The 25,625-nt window shown below is 41.9% G+C and carries 14 protein-coding genes; 5 read left to right on the top strand and 9 right to left on the bottom strand.

Annotated features, from left to right (window positions below; translation table 11 throughout):
* Positions 1 to 336: 336 nt before the first annotated feature.
* From sov to dxs, 6 genes are all read right to left on the bottom strand, one after another.
* Positions 337 to 7,923: a T9SS outer membrane translocon Sov/SprA gene (sov, locus tag BN35_RS02575; RefSeq protein WP_028901008.1), complete on the bottom strand. Its 7,587-nt coding sequence runs from the start codon at positions 7,921 to 7,923 to the stop codon at positions 337 to 339.
* A gap of 42 nt (positions 7,924 to 7,965) precedes the next feature.
* Entirely contained in the window at positions 7,966 to 8,580 is a 615-nt protein-coding gene (gene ruvA, locus BN35_RS02570; RefSeq protein ID WP_028901009.1) for a Holliday junction branch migration protein RuvA, read from the bottom strand.
* A 359-nt stretch (positions 8,581 to 8,939) separates the two neighbouring features.
* The gene (locus BN35_RS02565; RefSeq protein ID WP_025072151.1) at positions 8,940 to 9,902 is read right to left on the bottom strand and encodes a type I phosphomannose isomerase catalytic subunit; all 963 of its coding nucleotides are present in this window, start codon (positions 9,900 to 9,902) and stop codon (positions 8,940 to 8,942) included.
* A 37-nt stretch (positions 9,903 to 9,939) separates the two neighbouring features.
* Positions 9,940 to 11,397 (bottom strand): TrkH family potassium uptake protein, encoded by a 1,458-nt coding sequence (locus tag BN35_RS02560; protein ID WP_025072150.1) that lies wholly within the window; start codon positions 11,395 to 11,397, stop codon positions 9,940 to 9,942.
* A gap of 19 nt (positions 11,398 to 11,416) precedes the next feature.
* Positions 11,417 to 12,760 (bottom strand): Trk system potassium transporter TrkA, encoded by a 1,344-nt coding sequence (gene trkA / locus BN35_RS02555; RefSeq protein ID WP_025072149.1) that lies wholly within the window; start codon positions 12,758 to 12,760, stop codon positions 11,417 to 11,419.
* A gap of 35 nt (positions 12,761 to 12,795) precedes the next feature.
* The gene (gene dxs / locus BN35_RS02550) at positions 12,796 to 14,709 is read right to left on the bottom strand and encodes a 1-deoxy-D-xylulose-5-phosphate synthase (protein ID WP_025072148.1); all 1,914 of its coding nucleotides are present in this window, start codon (positions 14,707 to 14,709) and stop codon (positions 12,796 to 12,798) included.
* Between the two features lie 112 nt (positions 14,710 to 14,821).
* Between dxs and BN35_RS02545 the strand changes: the two genes are divergently transcribed.
* Both BN35_RS02545 and BN35_RS02540 read left to right on the top strand, forming a co-directional pair.
* Positions 14,822 to 16,228, top strand: a complete 1,407-nt coding sequence (locus BN35_RS02545) for a C1 family peptidase (RefSeq protein WP_025072147.1) — start codon at positions 14,822 to 14,824, stop codon at positions 16,226 to 16,228.
* A 12-nt stretch (positions 16,229 to 16,240) separates the two neighbouring features.
* Positions 16,241 to 18,703 (top strand): S9 family peptidase, encoded by a 2,463-nt coding sequence (locus BN35_RS02540; protein WP_028901010.1) that lies wholly within the window; start codon positions 16,241 to 16,243, stop codon positions 18,701 to 18,703.
* A gap of 150 nt (positions 18,704 to 18,853) precedes the next feature.
* On the opposite strand, the gene BN35_RS02535 is transcribed toward BN35_RS02540, so the two are convergent.
* From BN35_RS02535 to BN35_RS02525, 3 genes are all read right to left on the bottom strand, one after another.
* Entirely contained in the window at positions 18,854 to 19,753 is a 900-nt protein-coding gene (locus BN35_RS02535) for a diaminopimelate dehydrogenase (protein WP_025072146.1), read from the bottom strand.
* Positions 19,754 to 20,137: 384 nt separating this feature from the next.
* Positions 20,138 to 21,133: a DUF4435 domain-containing protein gene (locus tag BN35_RS02530; protein WP_028901011.1), complete on the bottom strand. Its 996-nt coding sequence runs from the start codon at positions 21,131 to 21,133 to the stop codon at positions 20,138 to 20,140.
* 31 nt (positions 21,134 to 21,164) lie between these two features.
* Positions 21,165 to 21,986 carry an AAA family ATPase gene (locus BN35_RS02525; RefSeq protein WP_025072144.1) on the bottom strand — a complete coding sequence of 274 codons (822 nt, stop codon included), beginning with the start codon at positions 21,984 to 21,986 and terminating at the stop codon, positions 21,165 to 21,167.
* Positions 21,987 to 23,072: 1,086 nt separating this feature from the next.
* Between BN35_RS02525 and BN35_RS02520 the strand changes: the two genes are divergently transcribed.
* From BN35_RS02520 to BN35_RS02510, 3 genes are all read left to right on the top strand, one after another.
* Complete coding sequence (locus BN35_RS02520) at positions 23,073 to 23,768, top strand: response regulator transcription factor (protein ID WP_028901012.1); 696 nt, start codon at positions 23,073 to 23,075, stop codon at positions 23,766 to 23,768.
* Positions 23,765 to 25,183 (top strand): sensor histidine kinase, encoded by a 1,419-nt coding sequence (locus tag BN35_RS02515; RefSeq protein WP_025072143.1) that lies wholly within the window; start codon positions 23,765 to 23,767, stop codon positions 25,181 to 25,183. Before BN35_RS02520 ends, BN35_RS02515 begins: the two co-directional genes overlap by 4 nt.
* A partial coding sequence (locus BN35_RS02510) for a GNAT family N-acetyltransferase (protein ID WP_025072142.1) occupies positions 25,180 to 25,625 on the top strand: 446 nt, incomplete at its 3' end. The genes BN35_RS02515 and BN35_RS02510, both read left to right, overlap by 4 nt.

Genomic DNA, 25,625 nt, shown 5'->3' with positions numbered 1-25,625 from the left:
AATTCCTCATTCCAGCAAAAAATAGACGTTTGTAAACTCGAAAAACAACGATAATTGGTGTGTGAAACATGGGTTTTAGTGAAAACTCAATGGGTTAAGCCCGCTATCTACAACGAATAAGCGGCTTATTTGCACGCTTTAAGGGTGCAATCTCCATGGGTTAACAGCCAAAATAATGCGAAAGAAGGGCATTAAAACGAGGGGAAATTCACAAAACAAACTGATTTACAGAAAATTACCAACATTCGTCATTTCTCGCGTATTTACGCACGAACACACTTGTCCTCGTAAATAAGCGAGCTATGGAAGAGTGTTTGTCAAGAAAATTCACATTTTTTATCGGGTCAGGCTGAACTTCAAACTGATGCCAAAATCGTGCGTCGTGGTGGGATAACTATTGCTCGAAAGCAGCGGATTGTTGACTTGCTGATCATAATACATCGTCATCGTCATGAGCTTAGACAAATTATAATCGGCAGAGAACTGGAACTTAAAAGCTGTATTTCCGCCCGTTGCCATACTTGTCATGGTGGCAATATCACGACTAATACTTGCCTGTCGGCGATAACTACAATCCAATCGAAGGTTCAGTCCTCGGTTCGAAGTTGTGTTGTTACTTGTAGACGTAGTGGTTTGTGCCTGCTGTTGCTTGTTTCGGTTGCGGCTCATCCTGCGATTTCTGCCACTATCAAAAAGATGAAGGTCATTGATTCGATAAGCCAATCCCAAGACCCAGTCACGACTGATGGCTTCGTTAATTTGCACACTGGTTGTACTCAGACTTAACACTCTCGTAGAACGATATTCCAACTTGGCGGTAAGGTTATTGTGAAGTGTTACGTCCACACCGAGTAATGGAGAGAAAGCTTCGTTGATACTCACCATCGAAATGTTGTATATGCTGCTGGGAATAGGAACTGCTGTTGTGGGGTCAGTGATAAATCCCAATCCATTCATGTATTCTTGGAAGGTACTAAAACTACTAAAAGAGCCAATGGCGAAGACGCTTTTATAAGCATGATTCAACGTAACACTTTTGAACACATCTTGAAACCATGGCAACTTGCCCAGTCCACTATAGCGGATGGTCCAGTTAGGGAGCAACCGTGTAATCGCTGGGAAAAGGTCTAAAGAATGTCCACCCATACTGGTGTAGGTATTTAAGAAAGCAGGAACCATCACATCAGAGCCATACTTGTTCACCCCACCATTAGCAGCATTGTATGTTTCTCCAGCCAAGGAAGTTCCACGAGGATAGGTAGCGCCCTGATATTGTGCCTCCACACGATGACGGAAGCCCTCTAACGACTGGCAGAAATCAACAAACGATTGGCTAAAGAAACCGTTATTTGCGTTGCCCATTCCTTCGAATGCGCTGCGAAGTGAGATGGTGGTCATGGTAAAGTTGCCACTGAGAACGGTAGGATTTCCTTCGTACATGTATTGTACACTCTTTCCCATGGTCTTGGTTCTGCTGGCATGAAGGTCTATTTTGAAGTTGCGCACTGGCTCTAACGTCATTCGTAATTGCAAATCTTCAGTACGATTAGAAGTGGCGGGTGTCGCTATCGAGTCGGACATCAGCAGCCAATGGTAGTCTCGAGCTCGCTCTATATACCCATCGTCTACGAAACCAAAGGCAAAATCAAGACCGGGTGAAAGCGCACCGGGGGTACGGTTTTGTCCAAAGGCATCGCCAACAATGGGCATAAAGCCAGGTAACGCCAACGCATAGTCGTTGCGATAACTCAACCCCACGCTACGCACCATCATCATCAGGCGTGCCACCGATTGAGCCGCCTTATACCAACCTTTATTTTCAAGTGGCTCTTTTGCTGCCACAGTTATCTTTAGATGAAGTGCAGAGTCTACCTTATTCTTGATACGAATTGTATTATTGTCGATTTTTTGATAACGAAGAGGGTAAGATTTTCCATTTTCCGCCTTTGCCGACACTATCAGGCGTTTGGTTTGCTTACCATGTTTCACGGTAATAAAGGTATCGGGCAACAGCACGATTTCTTGTTGAAAGCCTTTTTGGTTCTTTGGCAAGGCACGCTTCTGGGCTTCAGCTTGGGCATCTTGTACAGTAGCTTTCTGTGTGGTAGATTGTTTTTTATCTTGCTTCACCATTCGCGAGTTCCTTCCTCTTGTCTGACGACGCTGCGGCTCTTTATTAAATCTATCATTCGTTTTCTTAAGGAATGGAATATGATTATACAACCGCTGAAGGTCGAAATTACCATTCAGGTTCATGTTCCGATTGGTGGTCACCGTGTTTCCTAACGATGTGCCATCTTCCAACATTGTGCCTCGCACCCATGTATAGTTAGCGGCATAGTTGGCATCTGCTCGCACCCAATCGAAAATAGGGATGAGATTGAGTGGCAACTGATAAGACAAAGAGAATCGTTGCTGATAGTCTAAGGGAGTCCCAAGATTGCGAATGCTGGTGCGAACCGAATCTTTCCATGCCGAATATCTATCTGGAAAGAGGTCTTTGTTCACAGGAGTATAGGGCTCTTCTATCTCTGCATGCGTTGCACTCTGAAAGTTCATGTGTATATTCTTCGTAAGATCCCAACGTAGCGTAAAGTCTCTGTTCCACATAAACTGCTGATTAAAGGTCAATGGGAGTTGTGAACCGCCCAAATCTTGCATGTCACGTTCTTGCAATTCATAATAGTTACGAGACATATCTGTGTTGAATGCTACACTTTGTGGTAGCCAATTCAATCCGAAACGCTTCAAGATATCGTACCATTTGCTACGACTTTTAATAAATTTGAATGGCTCTAAAGGTTTGTACACAGGAGACCAATTATAAGAAAGGCTACCCATCCAGTTGTCTTCTTTCTCGTAAACGGTAGTCTTCCCCGTACTATATCGGTGAGCATGACTATACGAGAACGAGAAATTGGCAGGGTCATAGGGCATCGGGTGACGCTTGGTTTGGATGCCAACTCGCACATTTGACAGTGAAAAGTTGGTGTTGGTGGTTTTCGTCACAGCAATGCTTTGTATAGAATCGCGTTCCTGCTGACTTCCCATGGCATCTAAAGCGTCTTGCAAGCGCATGTCCGTATCGAGTGGATTATACTTTGGACTTACCTGTTCTTCCTGTCTACTATAATACAAAGGCGCACTCACCTTTGCCTTGTCAGGAAAGAACTTGCCCAATTCAAGGTTGGCTGTGACGCTGTAGTTTTGGTAATCGTCCTTAGAACGTTGGTCAACTCCCTCTTCCAAACCGCCAAATCCTTCACTCATATAACGTCCCTGCACATTGAAAGTACCAAAGTCAGACAACTGCACATTTAAGTTTCCTTGCGCCGCCCAGCCTCCTTCGTTGTTGTATTCCAATAGGCGGAGTTCGTTCACCCATACCTCACCCGACTTTACCTCGCCCGACTTGTTGCGTACACCAATCATCATCGTCTTTACTTCACCAAGTGTTGGATTACCCATTACGCTAACCTTGTTATTCGGACGCTCTGCATCATAAGAGGTAAATACTCGATTGTATGATGCTTGTCCTTGCGACTTCGCCTTGTTTCTTTCTTTCTTTACTTCCGTAAATACCGTAAGTGGAATATCTAACATATTTTCCTCGGGCCAAACTTTTCGCACCGAAGCAAGCGAATAACGGTCGTACACACCAGGTTCTGTTAATCGCAACGGGATTTCATACTCATAGTAATTGCTTTTGTAATCGTTCCCCAATCGCACGAAGACAGCCAACTGATTGTCTTGCAGATTGGTGGTGTTTTGCTCCATGGCATTGGCATGCACAAACATTTGCATACGCTTGTACTGCCGCAAATCGACAGACGTGTTTTTATAGACCGCCTTCGACTCGCCAGTTGCCAAGTGATGAACGACCAAGTCTAATGCCTGCTCGTTCGCTTCTACTAACTGCCGCTGGGTTGGATCTTGTGCGCGAACGATGCCTGGAGGCAACACGTAGTTGACAGGTGATTTGTCATTGTTCTCCTCTATGTTGACCGAGCTCACCGACATCGTACCCGTTTGGGCAGAAGAGGGGTCGAGTTGCTGCTGATAGATACGCCAATCGCCACGCACAAGGTCAAGACTACCAAAGCGAAGTACGATGGGCTTTTCAAATCCTGTTAAGAACATACGCATGAAGCGGATGCTGGTAAAGTCGGAGATGGAGCCAAATCGGCGTTCAAAGTCACGAATGGGAATGCGAAATTGATACCAAGTCACCTTTTCATTCTTCTTGTTACGCAAAGGCGCTGCTGCTTCTCGTTTGTCTACTATGTGATTTTGTCCCACCACCAAGTCCTCTGGACGAATAGAAATGTGGTACTGAAAGTACTTCTCATATTCGTTCAAAGTATAATCTTGGTTGATGTCTTCCACATCAGGCATACTTTTATAAGAGGTGTCGTAACGCTCACTGCGATTTTCTGTATCGGGCGAATTGCCTTGCGGATTGTTGATATATTTGTAACGACGCAGAATAGAGGCTTGCATCTCATCATAATCACGCCCACGGAAATAATGATAATCATCATTTGCCACATCTTTCAAAATGGCTTCAAACACAGCAGGGTTTACTTTTCCTTGTATTTGACGTAAGAAATCTTGATAAGCGGCAAAGTTTTTCTCTTCCTCATTGGTCAGTCCATTGAAACCTAAATCCTGCAAAGCCCTTGCTCCTTTGCTCGTTGCAAAGGCATAAGTAACGCTGGGTTGTGTGGGTACTTTACCCCATTGCGTTGTCGTAAAGGCTTGACTTCCGTCGACGGGGAGTCCGCTCTCATAAAACTTCTTGCCATCGTGCAATATATCTTCGCTCACCTCTCCGAGATTGATATAAAAGTCTCCACCATACTGATGAGCCGTTCCGTCTCTTCTGGTATAGATAAAGGGGTCGAGCATCCAAAATTCTATGTACTCAATGTTGGACGCTTCGAAGTCGCTATAATCTAATTTACGCATCATTCCTCCCCATTTCTCTTGCGGATGGTTCAAGAAGCCATCGGCAGTAAGATCTGGATTGAAATTATAGGGTCCTCGTTCGGCAGGATAATACGCCAAGTTCAGGATAGGGATTGTTGCGGTAGCGCCACTATAACTGCTTTGATCTCGATTGGGATACAACTCACGCACATACACCTCGCGCACATAATGGTTTGACAACTGTTCCAAATCACTTTTGATATGACTGGGCGTCAGTGAACTGCTACGACGCGTAAACAGAGGGTCTATGGTGTACCATGCCAGCAACGAACGGTTGAATCCGCTACGCAAAGTGGTCTTGTCGCTATGCTCTGGGAACATGGAAGGCACGCTCGACATGACCCACGAGGTTGGTGTAGAAACATCTATCTTTGTAGTTGTATTCTCAAAATCGTCCGAGTATGAGGCATTGTCTTGTGTACCATGGCTCTGCCCTGCGATGAGTTGTGCAAATTCGGCATTGAATGAAATGTGCGAAGGTTGCGTAAGATGCAAGAAGGGTATTTTATCTAACAGACTTGTGAGCCACTGACTTTCTTTTTTCCAATTGAGGTTAACCCCCCAAAGAGTATTGTTGAGCGGTTCTGCTCCCATATTTACCTTGTTCGTCAGTGCTTGTTCAGACAAATGTTGTACAGTACCACTCAACTGAAAGTCTTTGCTAAAATCGTATTCCCAGTTAAGTCCGAACATCGTTTTGCGTTCCTGTGCAAAGTCTGTATTACTCTCTAAAGAAACATTGACATTTGTCCCCGCATCCAAAATACTTTTGTTCAAGATGGTGACCTCACCTGCTGCGTAGTCTACAGAATAGTCAGCATTCTCTGTAAGTCGCACTCCTCCTGCCGTTACCACGACCGAACCTTGAGGAACATTGTATGCCCCTAAAGAGATAACATTAGCGGCTGAACCTCGATACTGCCCCATGAGTACGTATTTATTCTTCTCGGCAATTTGTTTGGCTACTGTCTTTGTCGAATCATACAGTTCGGTAAAAGCATATTTCTCTGGATGCTGAACGCCCTTGTCTCTAAGATAATTGAGGATAAAACTCCCAAAAGGTTCCACCTTTGGAAAGAACACACGCCCATCACTCACGGTATATCCTTCTACATAGTCAAAATAACCGTTGCTGTGCACCTTGTTGTTATTGTCCAAACGGTCAGCACCTAACAGTCTTATGATAGGCTGATTTTTCACTTGTGCTTCTGGGATGTATGTAAGATAAACGCCTGCCGTATCGCTTTGATACTTCACGTCTAATCTAAATTTCTCACGTTCGATAGAATTACCTAATTCATAGACGTTTTTCATCATCAAGTCCCAGTTGCCCTGCTGTGGGTTATTGCTGGTATTTTTTAATGACTTTACGAACAATGCGGCATTGACATCGGTCACATCACTGGCAAATTCGCCCACCTGAAACGTTGTTCCTCCATACGTATATTCGTACGCCACTGCTAATACCTGATCGGTTTGCAGACCAGTTTTCAACGACACATAGCCCAAGGCTGTATTCACTTTGTATTCCGAAGGATTGAGTAAACGAGCCCGTTCCAGCTTTTCATAGTCCACGCCTCCTACCAATCCAGCAGATGTTAATACCGAGTTAGCTTGGTCGATGTTACGCACAATGCCATAAGTGTTTACAATGGTAGAATATACGCTGTTTGCCTGATTAGATGGAACCTTCTGCATGGTGGTATTCCATAAAGGATTTGACACCTTTTCATTCTCACCCAAATCAGTGAAGGCTATAATATTACGAGTGTTCGTCGTCACCCCCGAGTTGTTGGTTACCCATATCTCCATGCGGTTAATCTTTACCCCAGAGGTGATGTTGGGTAACGATTTCATATTTTCATCATACTGCTTGCGGAAATATTGTGACAAAAAGAAATGCCTGTTCTCTTCATAATTCGCCACATTGATTTCGAAAGGCGTAAACTGTTTGCCGCCTTTTGAAGATACAGTCTTGTCAGATGATTTCTTTTGTGATGCCACCATCTGCAACTTTAGCTTACCAAATTGCATATCGGTACGAAGTCCGAACAATGAACTGGCACCCTTAATGAGCGACGAGTTAGAGGGAAACGACACGTTACCTGCTTCTACCAGTTTGATGATTTCATCCTCCTTGCCGTCGTACTTCAACTTCATGTTCTGCGCATCAAAGTCGAATGTAGCGTCAGTGTTGTAGTTCAAGTTCATATTCACCTTATCTCCAACCCTACCGTTGACGTTCAGATTGATTTTTTCATCAAAGTTCATCGTGGTCATCTTTCGGTTTCGGATAGGCAAAGAGGGGTTGTCAATCTTTTTTATCGTTCCACCAAACTTTAGCTCTGCCGTACCTTGTGTCTTGATACGCACTCCTCCAGGTCCAAAAATCTTCTCGGCTGGTCCTAAATCAAAGTGCATATCGGTGAAGTCGAACTTCTCTTTTCCTTTTTTCTCGAAAACTTCTGCGTTCTTTGTCCTAAAGTACTGCTTAAAGAGTTGTTGCTCACTCCACTTGCGATATTCTTGAGGTGTCATCATAATAGGAGCATTCACCCAAGAGTTACCTATCTTAGATCCAAAGATATACCTATTCAGCGTGTCATTATAAACCACATCTTCGTTCAGATTTCTGGGACGCTTTAAGTCTAAAGGACTTTCCTCTAAGTCGTCGAATATGACAGGAGTGGTGCGCTGTATTTTCCATCTTGGATGTAAAAGAGAGTCGGGTATATGGGTTTCATCCTCGATTTCGGGCTGCACCTTTACCTGAACGGTATCCTTCTTGTTACGTTTTTGGGGCTTTTGAGGAGACTGTTGTTGCATACGCTGTACACCTCTACCTTGCCAATAAGGTAAAGTAAAGGCATATCCCGCCATACTCATGACGAGTAACACCAGCAGCAAACTATAAATACGTCTTCTCAACTCCATGCTTCCGCTGCGTCCTCAGCTTGACGATTTGCCGAACTTGTTTTATTTAATGCGACTCAGTGCCAATTTTACAACTTGTTCTACAGGCATCGAATCACTCTCCTTTAGAATAGATTCTACTACCTTCGCACTCGGTGCGGGCGAGAAGCCTAACATTGTGAGCGCACTTACAGCCTCATCACGAATACCACTATGCACCATATTCTGCGGCTGATCGCTCACGTGTAGCTCGGTAGCGATGCCACTACTTACAATCTTATCCTTCAAATCTACAATGATGCGTTGTGCTGTCTTTAATCCTATACCCTTGACAGACTTCAACATTCGCTCATCTCCATTGGCTATCACGTTGCACAATTCGGCAGGAGAAATGGCGGAGAGTATCATCCGAGCCGTGTTAGCCCCTACACCCGAAACGGTTATCAACATGCGATACAAATCACGTTCTTGCTTGGAATAAAAGCCATAGAATGTAAAATTGTCATCTCTTCCACCTGTTACGAGTGATTCATGGACATACAACTTCACTTCTTTCTTGCCTTGAATGGCACTGTAAGTGTTCAATGAAATATTTAAGCTATAACCAATGCCAGCCGCCTCGAGTACAGCTTGGGCAGGAGTTAATTCTGTTAATTCACCCCGAATATATTCTATCATACCTTATTTATTTGTGTATATACATGAAAGATAACGCTATCCATGGCAAGATATTGCTCCTATGGGCAGAAAGTACAAAAGGAAAAGGTGAAAATACGTTGCGCAAAAATTCAATGATTTCAGCGTTTTTTATTAGTATCGCAACATCTTATCATACAATATATTAACAGCTACCCTCAAAAACAGTCGACAAACTTAAAGCTCATAATCTATGTTTTAAGCATCTATTCTATACTCCAATCATCCACAGTAGGTACATAAAGAAAGGCAGTTACGCCTCCAACCCAAAAAAAGACCTATATCCTTGGTAAATATAGGATGTAGGTCTTGTACATTATCGTTATAAGAATGTCTGAAAATTATACGTAAGTTTCCAAAAATTTCACCGTTCCATTTACTTTTAATTCATTGGTAGTAGCTGGAATCAGAATCGTTTCACCAGCCCGTAATGATGTTTCATTACCTTCATTGTCGACAATGGTGCCTTCTCCTTTTACGCCTATAAGGATTACAAAACTATCCAATTCGCTATAATCCAGTGTCATGGGCTCGTCTAAGTCGTACACTGCGGTATGAAAGTAAGGACAGTGGACAAGGCTCACACCTTGATTTTTTTGTGATGTATAGACTGTTCGATAGTCGTTTAACACCTCGTAATTTATGCATTCAGCAGCCAAGTCTGTGTGCAACTCTCGATAGTTCCCGTTCTTGTCTTTGCGCTTAAAGTCGTAAATACGATAGGTTACATCTGAGGTTTGCTGAATCTCTGCCAAGAAGCATCCCTTGCCAATGCTGTGAATCCGTCCTGCTGGCAAAAAGAAGCAATCGCCTTCTTTTACCGAGTAGTCGGCTATTGCATCAAGGATGGTATCATTTTCTACCATTTCTTTATACTCGGCAGGTGTTATCTTCTTTTTTAAGCCACTGCGCAAATGTGCATATTTGTCTGAATCCATGATATACCACATTTCTGTCTTACCACGTGATTTACCTTGTTTCTTTGCAATTTCATCAGTAGGGTGAACTTGTATGGACAAATCCTGACGAGCATCAATAAACTTAATGAGGAGTGGAAATTCATTGCCAAATTGCTCATAGTTAGATTCTCCTATGAGTTTGCCTTTCAATTCTTCTACAACTTCATTTAAGGCACGCCCTGCATATTCTCCTTCACTAACGATGGTTTGGTGATCTTTAACGCCAGAAATTTCCCAACTCTCACCCACATTTTCTAATTGACTATCTAAATGCTTAAACGGAATAATCTTGTTACCGCCCCATATTGTTTGTTTAAGGAACGCATTGAATTTTAATGGTTTCATAAGTTAGATGTTTTACTAAATCTATTGTAATGATATGTTAATTCTTTTTCCAAAATGCAGGTGTTAAAATCACTAACACACTAAAAATTTCCAAACGTCCGACGAGCATCATGAGGGCACAAATCCATTTGATATAATTTGGAAGAATGTTCCAACTCATGGTTGGTCCTATTTCCAGTCCCAAGGTAGGACCTACGTTACCTAAGCAACTCAGGATGATAGTGATAGAATTGGTACTGTCGATATGGGCTACCATCAGTGCGAATGATGCCAATACGCAAAGTATGAGGTACATCGTAACGAAAGCTAAGAGTGTTCCCCGTTTTTGATAGGGAATATTTGTTTTGTCAATCTTGAGTGGTAAAACCGCATTGGGATGAAGTATTTGTCTAAATTCGTTGCGAATAGTTTTCATCAACATCACACCCCTAATACATTTAACACCTCCACTGGTAGACCCCGAGCAAGCACCCATAAACATGCAGATTGCAAGGATAACCCAAGTAACATGTGGCCATTGCCCCGCATCGTCATTGAATAATCCTGTGGTAGTGATAAAAGAAATGACTTGAAAGATGCCCGATCGGAATGCAGGCTCAACGTCGTAACCACGCCTAAAGATGAGCTCAAGCATGATGAAAAGGCTAAAGATACTAATCAGAGAAATGTAAAACTTGAATTCTGAGTTTCTAAACAGATCTCTTATCCTTAATTTAGCAACAGATACATATAAGAGTGTGAAGTTGACACCCGACAAGAAACAAAAGAGTGTACACATATATTCTATTGCTGGCGAGTGAAAGAACTCGGTACTACTGTTGTGAGTTGAAAAACCACCTGTCGCTGTCGAGGTCATAGAGTAATTAAGGGCATCGAACCAGTTCATGCCAAAAAACATGTAACTGCCCATACAGGCTACTGTTAAGACAAGGTAGACGGACAATATCCACTTGGCACTGGTGGAGAGTTTTGGGGCTAACTTTGACTTTATTGGTCCCGTTGCTTCGGCAGCAAACACCTTGACAGAGCCTCCCACCATGGATGGTAACAAGGCTACAGTAAAGAATACAATGCCCAATCCACCAATCCATTGAGTGATAGAACGCCAAAAAAGGAGGGCATGTGGTAGAGCCTCTACATTATCAAGAATGGTTGCACCCGTTGTAGTGAAACCAGACATATTTTCAAAATACGCATCTGTAAAATTCGGTATATAGCCACTGAAGGTAAATGGAAGTGTACCGAAGAGGCTAAAAACAATCCATGACAAGGTTACCACAAGATAGGCGTCACGCCGAGACAATGAGTTGTTGGATGCACGACCTAAGTATTTCAGTATGAAGGCAACGAAAAGCGTAATAATGACAGAGATGATAAAAGCCATAGCATCATCTTCTCCATAACTAAATGCCATAACGAAACAGACAAATAGGATAAAGGCTTCTATGAAAAGAAGCGAGCCTATGACCTTGTAAACAGAACGAAGATTGATCATTTTCTATGACTTTGAAATGCTATATAAAAAACTTTTCAATGGTTTTCATATTTACATTGTGACAAAACATTACGACAATATCACCTGCTAAAATTTGGGTGTGACCCGAAACCAGCATACCTTCATCGTTTCTCACCAAACCTCCAATCGTTGTACCCTTGGGTAATCCTAAATCTTTGACTGGCTTTTTAGTCACTCTTGACTTCTCTTTAGCCACAAACTCGGCTACATCGGCGTTCGCAGTGGTCAGAAATCTCATATTCATCACATTGTCATCGAGCATAATTTGATAGATGTGACTTGCCGCAATTGCCTTTTTGTTAATGATCGTACCAATATCTAAGCTCTCTGCCATGTTGACATAGTCTACGTTTTCCACCATAGCAACCGTTTTTCTCACACCCAGTCGCTTAGCTGTAAGACAAGCCAAGATGTTGGTTTCGGCATTGTCTGTCAACGCCACAAAAGCTTGTGTGTTCGTAATCCCCTCTTCTTGTAATAGCTGAATGTCTCTTCCGTCACCGTTAATGATTAGCGCTTTATCATTATCCATGAGGTTATTGAGTTGTTCACAACGTTCTTCACTGATTTCCAATACCTTGGTATCCATATATTCTGGCATCGTATTCACTGCACGAACGGCTGTCGAACCTCCTCCCATCATCATGACGTTTTTCACATCTGCATATAGTTCTTTCCCTACAATCTTACGAATATAAGGAATATATTGTGGTGTGGTCATGAAATATACAAGGTCGTAAAGCTTCAGCTCGTCATTACCTCCAGGAATGATAGTATCATTTAACCGTTTAATGGCTACCACGTGGTAGGGATCATCAGGTCCGCAGAGATTCTTGAGAGGGTTGTTTAATATCTCGCAGGTCTCTCTTAATTTAATGGCAAGCATCACCAACGCACCATGATGTACATCCCATCGCTGACGTACCCATGACATCTTAAGCCCATTGATGATGTCAATGGCTGCCAATTTCTCTGGATAAATAAGGGAACTTACTCCCAAATCTGCAAAAAAAGCTTGTAGCTCTGGATCCGTATACTCACTATTATTGATCATCGCTACTGTCTTTTTCGCACCTAACGCCTTGGCTAAGACACAAGAGGTGATATTGAGACTCTGATCGGGAGTCACAGAAATAAATAAATCAGCGTGATCTGCTCCAGCCGCACGCAAAGCTTTAATACTGCTGGGCGATGCTTGCATGGCGAGCAAGTCAAAGTCGGACCCTATTTGCGCCAACCTATCTTCAGCCTCATCAAGCAAGGTAATATCCTCATGATTGCGAGATAGCATTTTTGCAAGATGGGTGCCGATAGCGTATGCACCACTGATAATGATTTTCATATTGATAAACTCCTTAAGAAATAAATTATAAAAGCCTAAGAAGGCATTGTCTCTGCCGATAGTAGATCTTGAATGGTGTGTTGGATATGCGCTGTATCAATGCCCGTCAGTGTTTTGAGTTCATCTACGCTTCCATGTTCAACAAACTGGTCAGGGATGCCCATTCGCTTTACCTGAATATCATATCCGTGGTCATTGAACCATTCCAATACCGCTGAACCGAAGCCACCCATGCGGATTCCGTCTTCTATCGTGATGATTTTTTGGAAGTGTTTGCCCACCTCCTCTAATAAAGTTTCGTCTAAAGGTTTTACAAACCGCATGTCATAGTGGGCGATAGAATAAAGCGAACCAAGAGACTCGAGTACTTTTTCCACATCGTTTCCCACCGGCCCTATCGATAGAATCGCCAAATCTTTTCCGCTCCTCAATCTTCTGCCAGTACCTACTTTGATTTCTTCTAATGGACATTTCCAATCGGTATGTACACCTCTTCCACGAGGATAGCGTATCACAAACGTTCCTTTGTTGGGCAGTTGGGCAGTATACATCAGCCGTCTCAGCTCTCTCTCATCCATAGGTGCAGCAATCGTTAGGTGAGGAATGGGTCGCAATGCCGCCATATCAAACACGCCATGATGCGTTGCACCATCTTCACCTACAAGTCCTGCGCGATCTAAACATAGCACAACAGGTAAGTTTAAGATTGCCAAATCGTGTATGATGTTATCGTAGGCACGCTGTGAAAACGAACTGTAGATATTGCAAAATGGCATCATCCCCTCTTTAGCTAATCCTCCCGAAAAGGTTACGGCATGACCTTCGGCTATTCCAACATCGAAGGCACGGTCGGGCATCACGTCAATCAGTTTGTTCATAGAACATCCTGTGGGCATCGCTGGCGTAATACCAACAATCTTTGGGTTCAGCTTTGCCAATTCTACTAACGTGTCTCCAAAGACGTCTTGATATTTAGGAGCTTGGTTATCGTTATCTTGTTGTATCCTTTGCCCTGTTTCAATGTTGAACTTTCCGGGCGCATGAAATTCTATTTGCGACAGCTCTGCAGGCTTATATCCTTTCCCTTTTGTGGTATGAAGGTGTAATAATTTAGGACCCTTCATTTCTTTTAACTGTTGAAGGATACGTACAATCTCTTTGATGTTGTGTCCGTCAAAAGGACCAAAGTAGCGTATGTTCATGCCTTCAAACACGTTCTGTTGGTGGCTGATGGCAGATTTAATAGCATTGTTGAGCCTTAAGATTCCTTTTTTACGTTTGTCATCAAGGTATCCTCGTTGGTGTAACCATTGCGAAGCCTTAAACCTAAGCTTGTTATAGGTTGCATTTGTGTCGAGTGTGAGCAAGTATTTTTCCATGCCACCCACTGCGTGATCAATGCTCATATCGTTGTCATTGAGCACAATCAGTAAATCATTGGGGGTGGACGAAACATTGTTAAGTCCTTCAAATGCGAGTCCTCCACTCATTGCACCATCGCCAATAATGGCTACAATCTTTTTATTGTCCTCATGGTTTTGTTTGGCTGCCACAGCCATTCCTAAGGCAGCAGATATGGAGTTGGATGCATGACCACAGGTAAAGGTGTCATATTCGCTTTCAAGGGGCGTAGGAAAAGGCCGCAAACCACGCAACTTCCGATTGGTGTTGAAAGCCTTTCTTCGGCCTGTTAATATCTTATGGCCATAGGCTTGGTGACCTACGTCCCAAACAAGTTTATCCTTTGGAGTGTCAAAGACATAATGCAAAGCTACCGTTAGCTCCACTGCTCCTAAAGAAGAAGCAAAATGTCCAGGGTTGACAGATACCTCTTGAATGATGTCTTGACGTAGTTCGTCACAGATTTGGGGAAGCTGGTCAATACTAAGTTTGCGTAAGTCTTCTGGATAATCAATCTGATTTAGAAGTCCAAATTTATCTTTGTTCATCAATAAGTTCTCAACAATATCCATGCAAAGATAATAAATTTCTATGAACCACGTGGACTTTCATTTGTTTTTTGTATCTTTGAATCCCGAAACCGAAAACATGAAACCTGTTATGAATCAAAAAAAAATCTTATTGGCTACTGCTCTTTTGTGTTCGAGCATAGCTATGTATGCCCAAAGGGCAGGTGGTATCTCGGCTGATATGTTACAAAAAATAGAGCGTATGCAGCCTTCAACGCAGTCTTCCAAAGGCATCTTCAATGCTTTGGCGTCTAACAACATCGATAATCTGGCACAGAATTATGCCAATAGTGGAGCTATAGACGACTATTTTAGTATAGAAACGCCAAAGCAAAGCATTCATGATCAAAAGAGTAGCGGACGCTGTTGGATGTTTTCTGGCTTTAATGTGTTGCGAGCTAACTTTGCCAAACAGCACAATGATACAATAACTGTAGAATTTTCTCACGCTTATTTATTCTTCTATGACCAGTTGGAAAAGGCAAATCTTATGCTCCAAGGAGTGATTGACAATGCCTCTAAGCCCTTGGAGGACACTCGGATGCAGTTCTTTTTCAAGAATCCTATCAATGACGGAGGCACCTTTTGTGGAGTGGCTGACTTAGCCGAAAAGTATGGACTGGTGCCAATGAGCGTGATGCCTGAGACATATTCGAGCAACAACACTCGACTCATGGCACGTATGGTAGCATCGAAATTGCGTGAATATGGATTGGAGTTGCGAAGCATGGTGCATGCTGGAAAGAACAAACGCACGATAGAAGCTCGTAAAACAGAAATGCTTTCCACCATTTATAACATTTTGTCAATGACGATAGGCAAACCTGTTGAGCAGTTTACTTATGCCTTTAAGAACAAAGAAGGGAAGACTGTAACTCCACTAAAAACTTATACTCCTCGTGAATTTTATAACGCTACGGTAGGTCATCCACTGAATGGAACCTTCATCATGCTGATGAACGATCCTCGTAGACCTTATCATCAAACCTACGAAGTAGAGTATGATCGACACACCTACGATGGACATAACTGGAAATATCTAAATCTCCCCATGAACGAGATTGCAGAGTTGGCAATCGCCAGCTTAAAAGATGGACATAAAATGTATAGCTCTTACGACGTTGGGAAACAGTTCGATCGCAAGCGAGGTTATCTTGACGTAGACAATTATGACTATAGCAGTTTGTTTGGAACCACGTTTAACATGTCAAAGGCTGACCGCATTGCCACCTTTGAAAGTGGCTCTACCCACGCCATGACACTAACGGCAGTAGACCTTGACGCAAAGGGTATGCCCCTAAAGTGGAAAGTAGAGAATAGCTGGGGTGCCAGTGCAGGACACCAAGGTTGTCTAATTATGACGAACAAATGGTTCAACGAATACATGTTTAGATTGGTAGTACACAAAAAATATGTACCTGCTAAACTGTTAAAGGAATATGAGCAAAAGCCCATCATGGTGATGCCAGAAGATCCTTTGTTTGAAGTTGATCAATAAATTACACGAAAAATGAAAAATATAGGTATCAAATTTTTCCTCTTCTTATCAGCTGTCTTATGGACAGCTGATTTTTCTTTCGGTGCTGATGTGCCCATCCAAAAAGTTCGGTATGCTGGTCCATTTGTTGTTCAAGCACCTTATAGATTGGACAGTGTCGATGTTTGCCAGCACCCTTACGATACGTTATCAATTTTAGAAACCCCAGTTAATCTCCATCAAGTGTTTCGAGGGCGGTTCTTATCGTCTCCTCTCTTGCCAAAAACCGACGCTGCTTGTGCTCTTCATCTATTGGGCTTTCAAATTCAATCCGACGGATTTGCGCATGCGACGCTCCATGTAGGTGGACTTACACATTATCAATTATATGTAGACGGGCAATTGAACAAGGATGGCAAACTGACACTTGAACCCAAAACTCACGATGTTGTTATTAAATACCTCTCAACCAAGGGACAATTGGACACGCTTCAACTTCAAATAGATTCACCGCAGAGCGAATTACTGCACATTGATCCAACTCATCAACTCTTCACGTTAAGTCATCTTACCGACCGCAAGTTTGTCACTGGCGTAGAACTTTCGGCTACGGGAGAATATTTAATTACTGCTTATCGTGATGTCGTGAAAGGCGGAAAAACAACTTATACTTGGAAAGTTACAAATCTCAAGTCAGGTGCAGTTGTTGCATCTACCCATCATGCTATCCACTGGATGCCGCGTTCTATGCAGTATTATTGGACACGTGAAGGCAGCCAAGGTCGCGAATTGGTCGTTACCGATGTCAATGGAGGTCAAGAAAATGTCTTAGCAACAAATCTTCCAACGGGCAATTTTGTCATGTCCCCCACAGAAGATTATCTTATATTGCTGAAACAAAACAAAGGACCAAAGGAAGATAAAGCTATTTATGAGATTCTTGAACCCGAGGATCGACAGCCAGGTTGGCGTGACAGGGTAAGCTTGTTGAAATATGATTTTGCAACAGGTCTTTGCCAACCGCTCACTTTTGGATATCGCAACGTTAGCTTGTTGGACATCTCTGCCGAAGGAACTCACTTGCTGTTCATGACCAACCGTACTCGTCTCACCCAGCGACCCACAACCTTGTACAACATTTACAGTATGGACTTGCGTACTTTGAGTGTAGAGCAATTGGTGAAGGATGACGGCTTCGTAGCGGATGCTGCTTACGCTCCGTCTGGAAAAGAAATCGTAGTAATGGCATCGCCCGAAGCATTTCACGGTATTGGGGCGAATGTTCCTCAAGGGAAAATACCCAGTATGTACGATTATCAACTATATCTTTTGAATATTGCAAATAGAAAAGTGACGCCATTAACCAAGGATTTTAAGCCTGGTGTAAGTAAGTTTAGATGGAATAAATACGATGGTCAGTTATATTTTACTGCCATGGATCGTGACTATGTTCACTTGTTTCGGTGCGATATGCGTACCCATAAAATTCAAAAGATGGCTCAACCCGAAGAGGTTGTCAAACAAATTGCTTTTGCAAGTCAAGCGCCAACCATGGTTTATAGCGGTGAGAGTGCCTCGAATGCCGACCGAGTTTATACGATAAATCTACGTCGCATTCAACCAAAACTTGTGGAAGACACCAATAAAGAAACATTGGCAAACGTTCAATTAGGTGCTTGCAAGACTTGGAATTTTGTTAATTCGCGTGGAGATACAATTTGTGGAAGGTATTATTTGCCGCCAAATTTTGATGCTACTCAGCAATATCCGCTCATCGTCAACTACTATGGAGGGTGCTCGCCCACCAGTCGTAACTTTGAAACACGCTACCCACAACATGCCTATGCCGCACTGGGCTATGTGGTATATGTATTGCAGCCCAGTGGTGCAGTAGGGTTTGGGCAGGAGTTCTCGTCACGACATGTCAATACAGCTGGCAAAGGTGTGGCAGAAGATATTATCGAAGGAACGAAGAAATTTGTAGCAGAACATGCTTTTATCAATGCAAAGAAAATAGGATGCATTGGTGCTTCGTATGGAGGATTCATGACTCAATACCTGCAAACTCAAACCGATATTTTTGCTGCTGCCATTTCACATGCTGGCATTAGCGACCATACCAGCTATTGGGGTGAAGGATATTGGGGATATAGTTATAGCGAAGTGTCCATGGCCAACAGCTATCCATGGAGCAATCCCGAATTGTACGTGAACCAAAGCCCGCTATTCCATGCGGATAAAATCCACACACCATTATTGTTTTTGCATGGCAGTGCCGACACCAACGTACCCATTGGCGAAAGCATACAGATGTTTACAGCCTTGAAACTCTTGGGTAGACCAACAGCTTTTGTGGTAGTTGACGGTGAGAACCACCATATACTCGACTATCATAAGCGACAAAAATGGCAAAACACTATTTTTGCTTGGTTTGCCAAGTGGCTTAAAAACGACAGTACATGGTGGGATGCACTGTATCCTAAGAAAGCACTTTAAGCGACAAAGGGAAACAAGTAAAAATTGTTTTGCATAGAAACAAGGTCATGGTATCGGGCTGTCAACAGCATTGCCCTTCTACCATGACCTTGTTGATGAGTGAACTTTTCGTTCACAAAGTTGTCCAAAATTGGATTGCCTAAATAGTACTTAGACCAGTGCCTTTATTAAATCTTCTCGTTCACCTGCCAACAAATCTATTACAGGTATCTCTACCATGGTATAACAACCGGGTTGTTGGTGCATGCTGGCACGTGCCACATTAACCAAAACTTGTGCGGTCAAGGCTGGATTGTTAATGCTCATGGTAAACTCCATGCGTTGGTTTTGTGTCTTGCCACTCACTCCCTTGCGCACTAAGTGTACACCGTGTCCCATATCTTTTACGGCATCTACCGAGTCAACTGCCATTACATGCGTTTCATCGTGTGCAAAATAAGGGTCGGCTTTTATCTCTTTGGTTACCTCATCGAGTGTAGCACCTTCTTCCAACTCTACGTACACCATACGTCTGTGAATACCTTCGCCCAAAGGAATTGTCATGGAGAGGGCGTTCTTCACACCTTTCTTGCTTCTTGCACACACGCTGTGTCCCATTGACATGCCTGGTCCAAAGTTAGTATAGCTCAACCCTTTGGGTGCAAGGCTTTGCATCAACGTGCGAACAACCGAGTCAGAACCCGGATCCCAGCCTGCACTAATGATGCTTACAGCGTGATGTTCTTTACAGAGAGGCATTAGTGCGCTGCGATAGTCTACAATATCTGTATGAATATCAAAGCTGTCAACGGTATTGATGCCCAAGGGCAATATCTTTTCTGCATATTCTTTACAACTGCGTGAAGGCGTTGCCAAAATGGCAACATCTACACCTTCGAGTTCTTTAATATCCTGTACAACTTTGTAAGGTGCCAATTCGGCTGGCTTGTTTTCTGCGCCTTGTCTGCGTACAATTCCTATTAACTCAAAGTCTTCAGCGGCTTCAACGGCTTCAACCGTAAATTTTCCAATATTGCCATAACCAACTATGGCTGCTCTAATCTTCTTCATTTTGTTTATTTATTGTTTGGTTTGAAAACAGGAATCGTTTACAATGGATACAACAATTTTATTTTGCGCCATGAATCCTATCCCTATTTAATTCCTTAATCTGGATACAAAAGTATATAGATTTACGTAGATACACACGTATGTAATTTAGTTTTTAACTCTTTTTTACGAGCTTCTTTATGTAGAGCAATGCTCTGTTAAAAATATAACACAGGATTAATCCGCTTATCTACATGCTTTAATCAGAATAGGGATTATAATAAAGGAAACGAAAGCATGCGACGAACAAATAAAGACTCTTAGACGAAGAAAATAACAAGATAAACTTCCTCACCTCAGTGTCAAGACACAAGGCGGAAAGAAAGGTACCCCCCTCGTATCAAGTCATGATTTGATATATTTTTGTATATCTTGGCAGATGCGCTGAAAAGGTTCAGACTCACTGTAAGCCGTATTCTTCTTCAACATGGAAGAAATGTTCTCCACAGAGTTACGATAACTTGTCAGCTCATTGCGTTGTTGAGTTCCGTGTTTGCTCTGTTGCACAATCTCTCGCTCACGCTCTTGTGTTAATTGCACGCACACTTTATTTAACATGGGCACCACGACCTTGTCGAACAAATGATGTCCTTGTATATACAGATAAGTAGTTTCTGGAGTGACCCCCAACCGGCGCAAATCGGCTTTCACTTTGAGATAGCTTTCCTTGGCATCAGGATATTCTTTATGAAATCTGGCGATGCGTTTTCCCACCTTCTGACGAACATTGGAAATATTATGCTCAGCATTCGCTATCGTAAAATGCCCTGGCATGATGATGCGAAGAAAGTCGGTAATGGTAAATTTGTTGTAATCGGGAGTGCGATAAAACCAAATACTCCATATAAAAAGAGGATAAATAGCACGCGAATAATCTTCTAAATATCGCTGCATATCAAAAATATGATGGTCGTTCAGTGTTACCATTACACATGTATCAAAGAGCGATGGCGCATAACATTGCAGGTTCTCAATAGCGTAAGTATAGGTGTGGAAAATGTATGGATTGGAAAGTATTTCCTTTGAAGTTTGGGTGGCTCCCTGTATCAGATAATCATAATCGGCATCCACACATGCAATCATATCACGACCTACTTTATCTGTAAGCAGATTCATCAACACAGCCTTCTTTCCACGTTCTAAGTGTTGAAGACGAGAAGGTAACATGATTTGAAAATAACATTTGTCATCTTCAAACTCTCTCAATACCGTGCGCCAAAAATAAATATCATCGTAACTCTCCACATACGCCACTATGCGCCGTTTAGCATTCAATGATCTGAGTTGATTGGCAGCCCCAATATAGGCAGATGAAATATTATCTTTTAGTCGTTTTCCCATTTCAAACCTAGATTCAAGGTGATTTCAAGTGCTATCGGTTCACATCTGTAATGTCACTTACCTCAGTAACATGCTCCATCCAGCCATTCATAATCACCGCTGGCGAATGAGTCGTCAGAATGAGTTGTACATTTGGATTTAATTGTAATATCAAATCGATGAGCTGCTCTTGCCAGTCAATGTGCAAACTTACCTCTGGCTCATCCATAAAGAGTACGTAAGGTTGATGGTCTTGAATTAAGACCGTGAGCAAGATGGCAAGAATTTGCTTCTCTCCACTGGAGAGTTGGTAAGGCACCAGCGTTTCACCAAGTTGGGAAAAGCGAATTTCATTTTGTGTTCGAATGATAGTTTTACCCGTATCGGCAAATAATTTATCCATCATATCTTGAAACAACACCTTGGCTGAAGAGAGTTGTTGGGCAGTAGCAGCAGCGTCAGGTCCACCTTTCTGCAACACATCTATCATCCTATTTCCTACATTGACTTGATAATCGAGATACTTACGCTGCAACTGAAACAATTGCCAATCCAATTCTGTTGCCAATCGCTTATCTACTTTGGCAACGGTATCGGAGCTCATCAAAGGTCTATCGAAAGAGCGTATAATATCATATCGCACTCGATCTGCATCGTTAGGAGACACCGTAATTTTGACACTTGGTGGCAATTCTGAAATCACGTTATTACCTTCCAACAGTCCTTTGATCACTTTATTGAGAATGGTACTCTTACCCACCCCATTGATACCACTAAGCACATTCACCTGCCTATCAAGATTCCACACGATATGCCGTCTACCACTCCACAGAGAGTCTATCTCAATTCGTTTAATATAATCTGCGTATTTCATCTATCCAATGTTTTATCTGTCAAGCATGGCAACACTCGCGCAATGCCAAGGCTACCACCCATGCTACCTGTTGATTGGACAAATATACAGAATTATCGGTAATGTGCCAAGCGCTATCTAAATTAAAAATAAAAATAAAACATCCAAGGATGAATACTGATTGAAAAAAAATACATGAAAGGAACTGTTGAAAAAAATAGAATAGAATGAACACGCTCTTTTATTTGAAAAAAAATGGTTGTCCCTGAGTGACCTTTTAATGAAAGAGCTGTGGCTTTTTATCATTATTATCTATGGCAAAGACATTCGCTATCTTTGTCCTATAATTTTACCAAAAAACGGTCATCTAAAATCTGCGAAATAGAAAAAATTAATAGGCAAGCGACATGCAAAAATGGGCTGATTTTAACAAAATAGACGCCTTTTCAAGTTGAAATATTGAATTAACGGTCTTGGAAACATACATTAGAGGTGTTATTCACATGCTTCAGCGGCATTAAAGCATGCAAATTGCAGCATTATCTCAATGCTTTAGTCGCCATTAAATGGTAAAAATAGGAAAGAAAAGAAGCGCATTAATCGTAATACATTAAATAACAACGAATTATAAAACTTTCTCATAACTTGCGTATTTGCGACCAACTTTGGTGTTGGTGATTTATACGCGAGTTATGAGAGGCTCTTTGTAAAGAAAATTCAGTATTTATTATCCTCCAAAACAGCGTACCAAGAATTTTACATTTGCTGTATTTTAGATGCTTTTTTGTTGTAAAAAAGCCGCTCTTTTGATGAAAGAGCTGAGTATAATCAAAATAACATCATCTATATATTTGATTTTCTCATAGCTTTTTCTTAATTTTGTGTGAAGCATACAATGAAACGAAATAAAGAGTGAGTTCCTCATTGCTTAGCGTTCGACAAGGCAGGTTACTACCGCATGGGAAAAGTAATAGCTTCAGAAGAATGTGATTTGAATAAAAAGCTAACACATCTTGTTCAAGGTAACAGAATTGTAATATTTCTGAAACATCTATGAAGAGTTGATGTGCTAACTTTGTCAACTGAATACATTTATTGTTATCAAATATGGAAGAAAATAATTATCGCATTCTCGTCGTAGACGATGAACAAGACTTATGTGAGATTCTGAAGTTCAATCTCGAAACTGAAGGTTATGCTGTTGACACTGCCAATTCGGCAGAGGAAGCCATGAATATGGAGCTAACATCGTACAATTTGCTGTTGTTGGATGTCATGATGGGAACGATGTCTGGCTTTGCCATGGCAAAGAAACTTAAAGAGGAGTCAGCAACAGCCCATATTCCAATTATTTTCTTGACAGCCAGAGACACAGAGAATGATACGGTGACTGGATTTAATTTAGGAGCAGATGACTATATCAGCAAGCCTTTCTCTATTCGGGAAGTCTTGGTACGGATTCGTGCGGTCATCAGAAGAACTGCCGAAACGGAGGACCATGAACAACCAAAGGTGCTCAAATATCAAGGTTTGGAGATGAATTTGGACAAAAAAACGGTTTCTATTGATGACAAGGATGTTCCTTTTACTAAAACAGAGTTTGAGTTATTGCATCTCTTACTCTCAGAAAAAGGACACGTCTTTTCACGTCAAGAACTTATTGATCGCATCTGGCCGAAGGATGTGTTGGTACTCGACCGAACTGTAGATGTTAATATCACACGCTTAAGAAAAAAGATTGGGCGGTTTTCAAAATGTATCGTCACACGTTTAGGATTTGGCTATTATTTTGACGCACTATGAGAAAAATATCCGTAGGGACACGCCTATACGCCAGTGTTATGGCGATTTTTTTGCTGTTTGCCATTGCATTTATTGTTTTTCAACAAGTCCGTGAAAAACAATATAAAATAGAACTGCTGAACGAGAAACTGCAAAACTATAATAAGCAGTTAGCTGATGCCATGAAGTATATGGGCAAGACCGACGAGACGACATTGGACTCCTATGTGAAGACACACAGTTTACCTAACCTCCGAGTAACTATTATAGACAACGAAGGGCATGTTACGTTTGATAACTTAGAAAAGAATTACAACCGTTTTACAAGTCACGCCAATCGTCCAGAGGTCATAGAAGCCAAAAAGAAAGGGTCAGGCTCAAGTGTAGAAAGAAATAGTAAGACGTTAAAGCAGGAGTTTTTTTATTCGGCAACTTACTTCAACGATAGCAAAATCACGATTCGCAGTGCCTTACCGTATAATAATGATTTGGCAAAATCGCTCCAAACAGATCAGCATTTCATTTGGTTTGCGTTGACAACTATTATTATATTGACACTGGTATTATGGCGTTTCTTGAGTAGATTAGGTGCCAACATTACAAAACTCAAGCTTTTTGCCAGTAGAGCCGACCATAATGAAAGCTTGGAAACAGAAGATTTGATTGCTTTTCCTGACGACGAATTGGGAGAGATTGCCGAAAGAATTATCAAAATCTATAAACGTCTTCAGAGTACACGACAAGAACAAGATAAGCTAAAACGACAGCTTACTCAAAATATTGCGCACGAATTGAAAACTCCCGTAGCAAGCATTCAAGGCTATTTGGAAACTATCTTAGACAATCCTCATATCGATGAGAAGACGAAGAAGCAATTTTTGAAACACAGTTATGCCCAGAGTCAGCGACTAACCTCTCTCCTACAAGATATCTCTACGTTAAATCGGATGGATGATGCCCCTGAAATAAAAGAAAATGTAGAAGTGAATATCTCTCAAATGGTAGAAGATATAAGTAAAGAGACTGCGCTACAATTAGAAAAGCACCACATGAGCTTTATCATCAATCTTCCTGAAAACATCATTGTGCAGGGGAATAAAAGCCTGCTATATAGTGTCTTTAGAAATCTGACAGATAACGCTATCGCCTATGCAGGCTATGGCACCACGATTACATTGGATGCCGTAGAAAAAAATAAAGAATGGAGTTTTGCGTTTTATGATAATGGCATTGGAGTCGCAAATGAACATTTGTCTCGCATTTTTGAACGCTTTTATCGAGTAGATAAAGGGAGAAGCCGAAAATTAGGCGGCACAGGTTTAGGACTCGCTATAGTAAAGAATGCGGTGATGATTCATGGAGGAACGATTCAAGCTAAAAACCTACCCACAGGAGGTCTGCGATTTGATTTTAACATAAAAAAGAATAACGAATGAAAATAACACAAGCCACCAAAGAACAAGCAAGAGAAATTGCAAAACTCATTATGCTTGCCATGAACTATGAGTGTTGTCAAAACTTAGCAGGTCCCAATCACACACTGAACGAGTTTGAAGACTTGATGACCGAATTGGTGAGCATGGACGAAAGCCAATACAGTTATAAGAACACCTTCGTAGCATTGAATGATAACAGCGAGGTAGCAGGTATTTGTGTGAGTTACCACGGTGCCGACCTGAAGAAACTGAGAAAGGTATTCATAGAAAAAGCACTTCAAAAATTTAACATCGACTATCGAGATATGAAAGACGAGGCACAACCAGACGAACTATATATCGATAGTATTGCTATTCTTCCGCAATACCGCCGCAAGGGCATTGCCAAAGAACTGATCATGCAAGCCTTAAATAAGGCGAAAGAAATGAAGATAGATAAAAT

The sequence above is a fragment of the Hoylesella timonensis 4401737 = DSM 22865 = JCM 15640 genome (genome assembly GCF_000455445.1).
Taxonomy (GTDB): domain Bacteria; phylum Bacteroidota; class Bacteroidia; order Bacteroidales; family Bacteroidaceae; genus Prevotella; species Prevotella timonensis.
Note: the sequence above shows the minus strand (reverse complement) of the source record. Positions and strands in the feature narration are given on the sequence as shown.

Coding starts and splice junctions, on each gene's coding strand:
- dxs (WP_025072148.1), bottom strand. CDS start 14,709: ATGAACAAAGATAAATTTGGACTTCTAAATCAGATTGATTATCCAGAA.
- BN35_RS02530 (WP_028901011.1), bottom strand. CDS start 21,133: ATGGGAAAACGACTAAAAGATAATATTTCATCTGCCTATATTGGGGCT.
- sov (WP_028901008.1), bottom strand. CDS start 7,923: ATGGAGTTGAGAAGACGTATTTATAGTTTGCTGCTGGTGTTACTCGTC.
- BN35_RS02520 (WP_028901012.1), top strand. CDS start 23,073: ATGGAAGAAAATAATTATCGCATTCTCGTCGTAGACGATGAACAAGAC.
- trkA (WP_025072149.1), bottom strand. CDS start 12,760: ATGAAAATCATTATCAGTGGTGCATACGCTATCGGCACCCATCTTGCA.
- BN35_RS02545 (WP_025072147.1), top strand. CDS start 14,822: ATGAATCAAAAAAAAATCTTATTGGCTACTGCTCTTTTGTGTTCGAGC.
- BN35_RS02565 (WP_025072151.1), bottom strand. CDS start 9,902: ATGAAACCATTAAAATTCAATGCGTTCCTTAAACAAACAATATGGGGC.
- BN35_RS02525 (WP_025072144.1), bottom strand. CDS start 21,986: ATGAAATACGCAGATTATATTAAACGAATTGAGATAGACTCTCTGTGG.
- BN35_RS02540 (WP_028901010.1), top strand. CDS start 16,241: ATGAAAAATATAGGTATCAAATTTTTCCTCTTCTTATCAGCTGTCTTA.
- BN35_RS02560 (WP_025072150.1), bottom strand. CDS start 11,397: ATGATCAATCTTCGTTCTGTTTACAAGGTCATAGGCTCGCTTCTTTTC.
- ruvA (WP_028901009.1), bottom strand. CDS start 8,580: ATGATAGAATATATTCGGGGTGAATTAACAGAATTAACTCCTGCCCAA.
- BN35_RS02515 (WP_025072143.1), top strand. CDS start 23,765: ATGAGAAAAATATCCGTAGGGACACGCCTATACGCCAGTGTTATGGCG.
- BN35_RS02535 (WP_025072146.1), bottom strand. CDS start 19,753: ATGAAGAAGATTAGAGCAGCCATAGTTGGTTATGGCAATATTGGAAAA.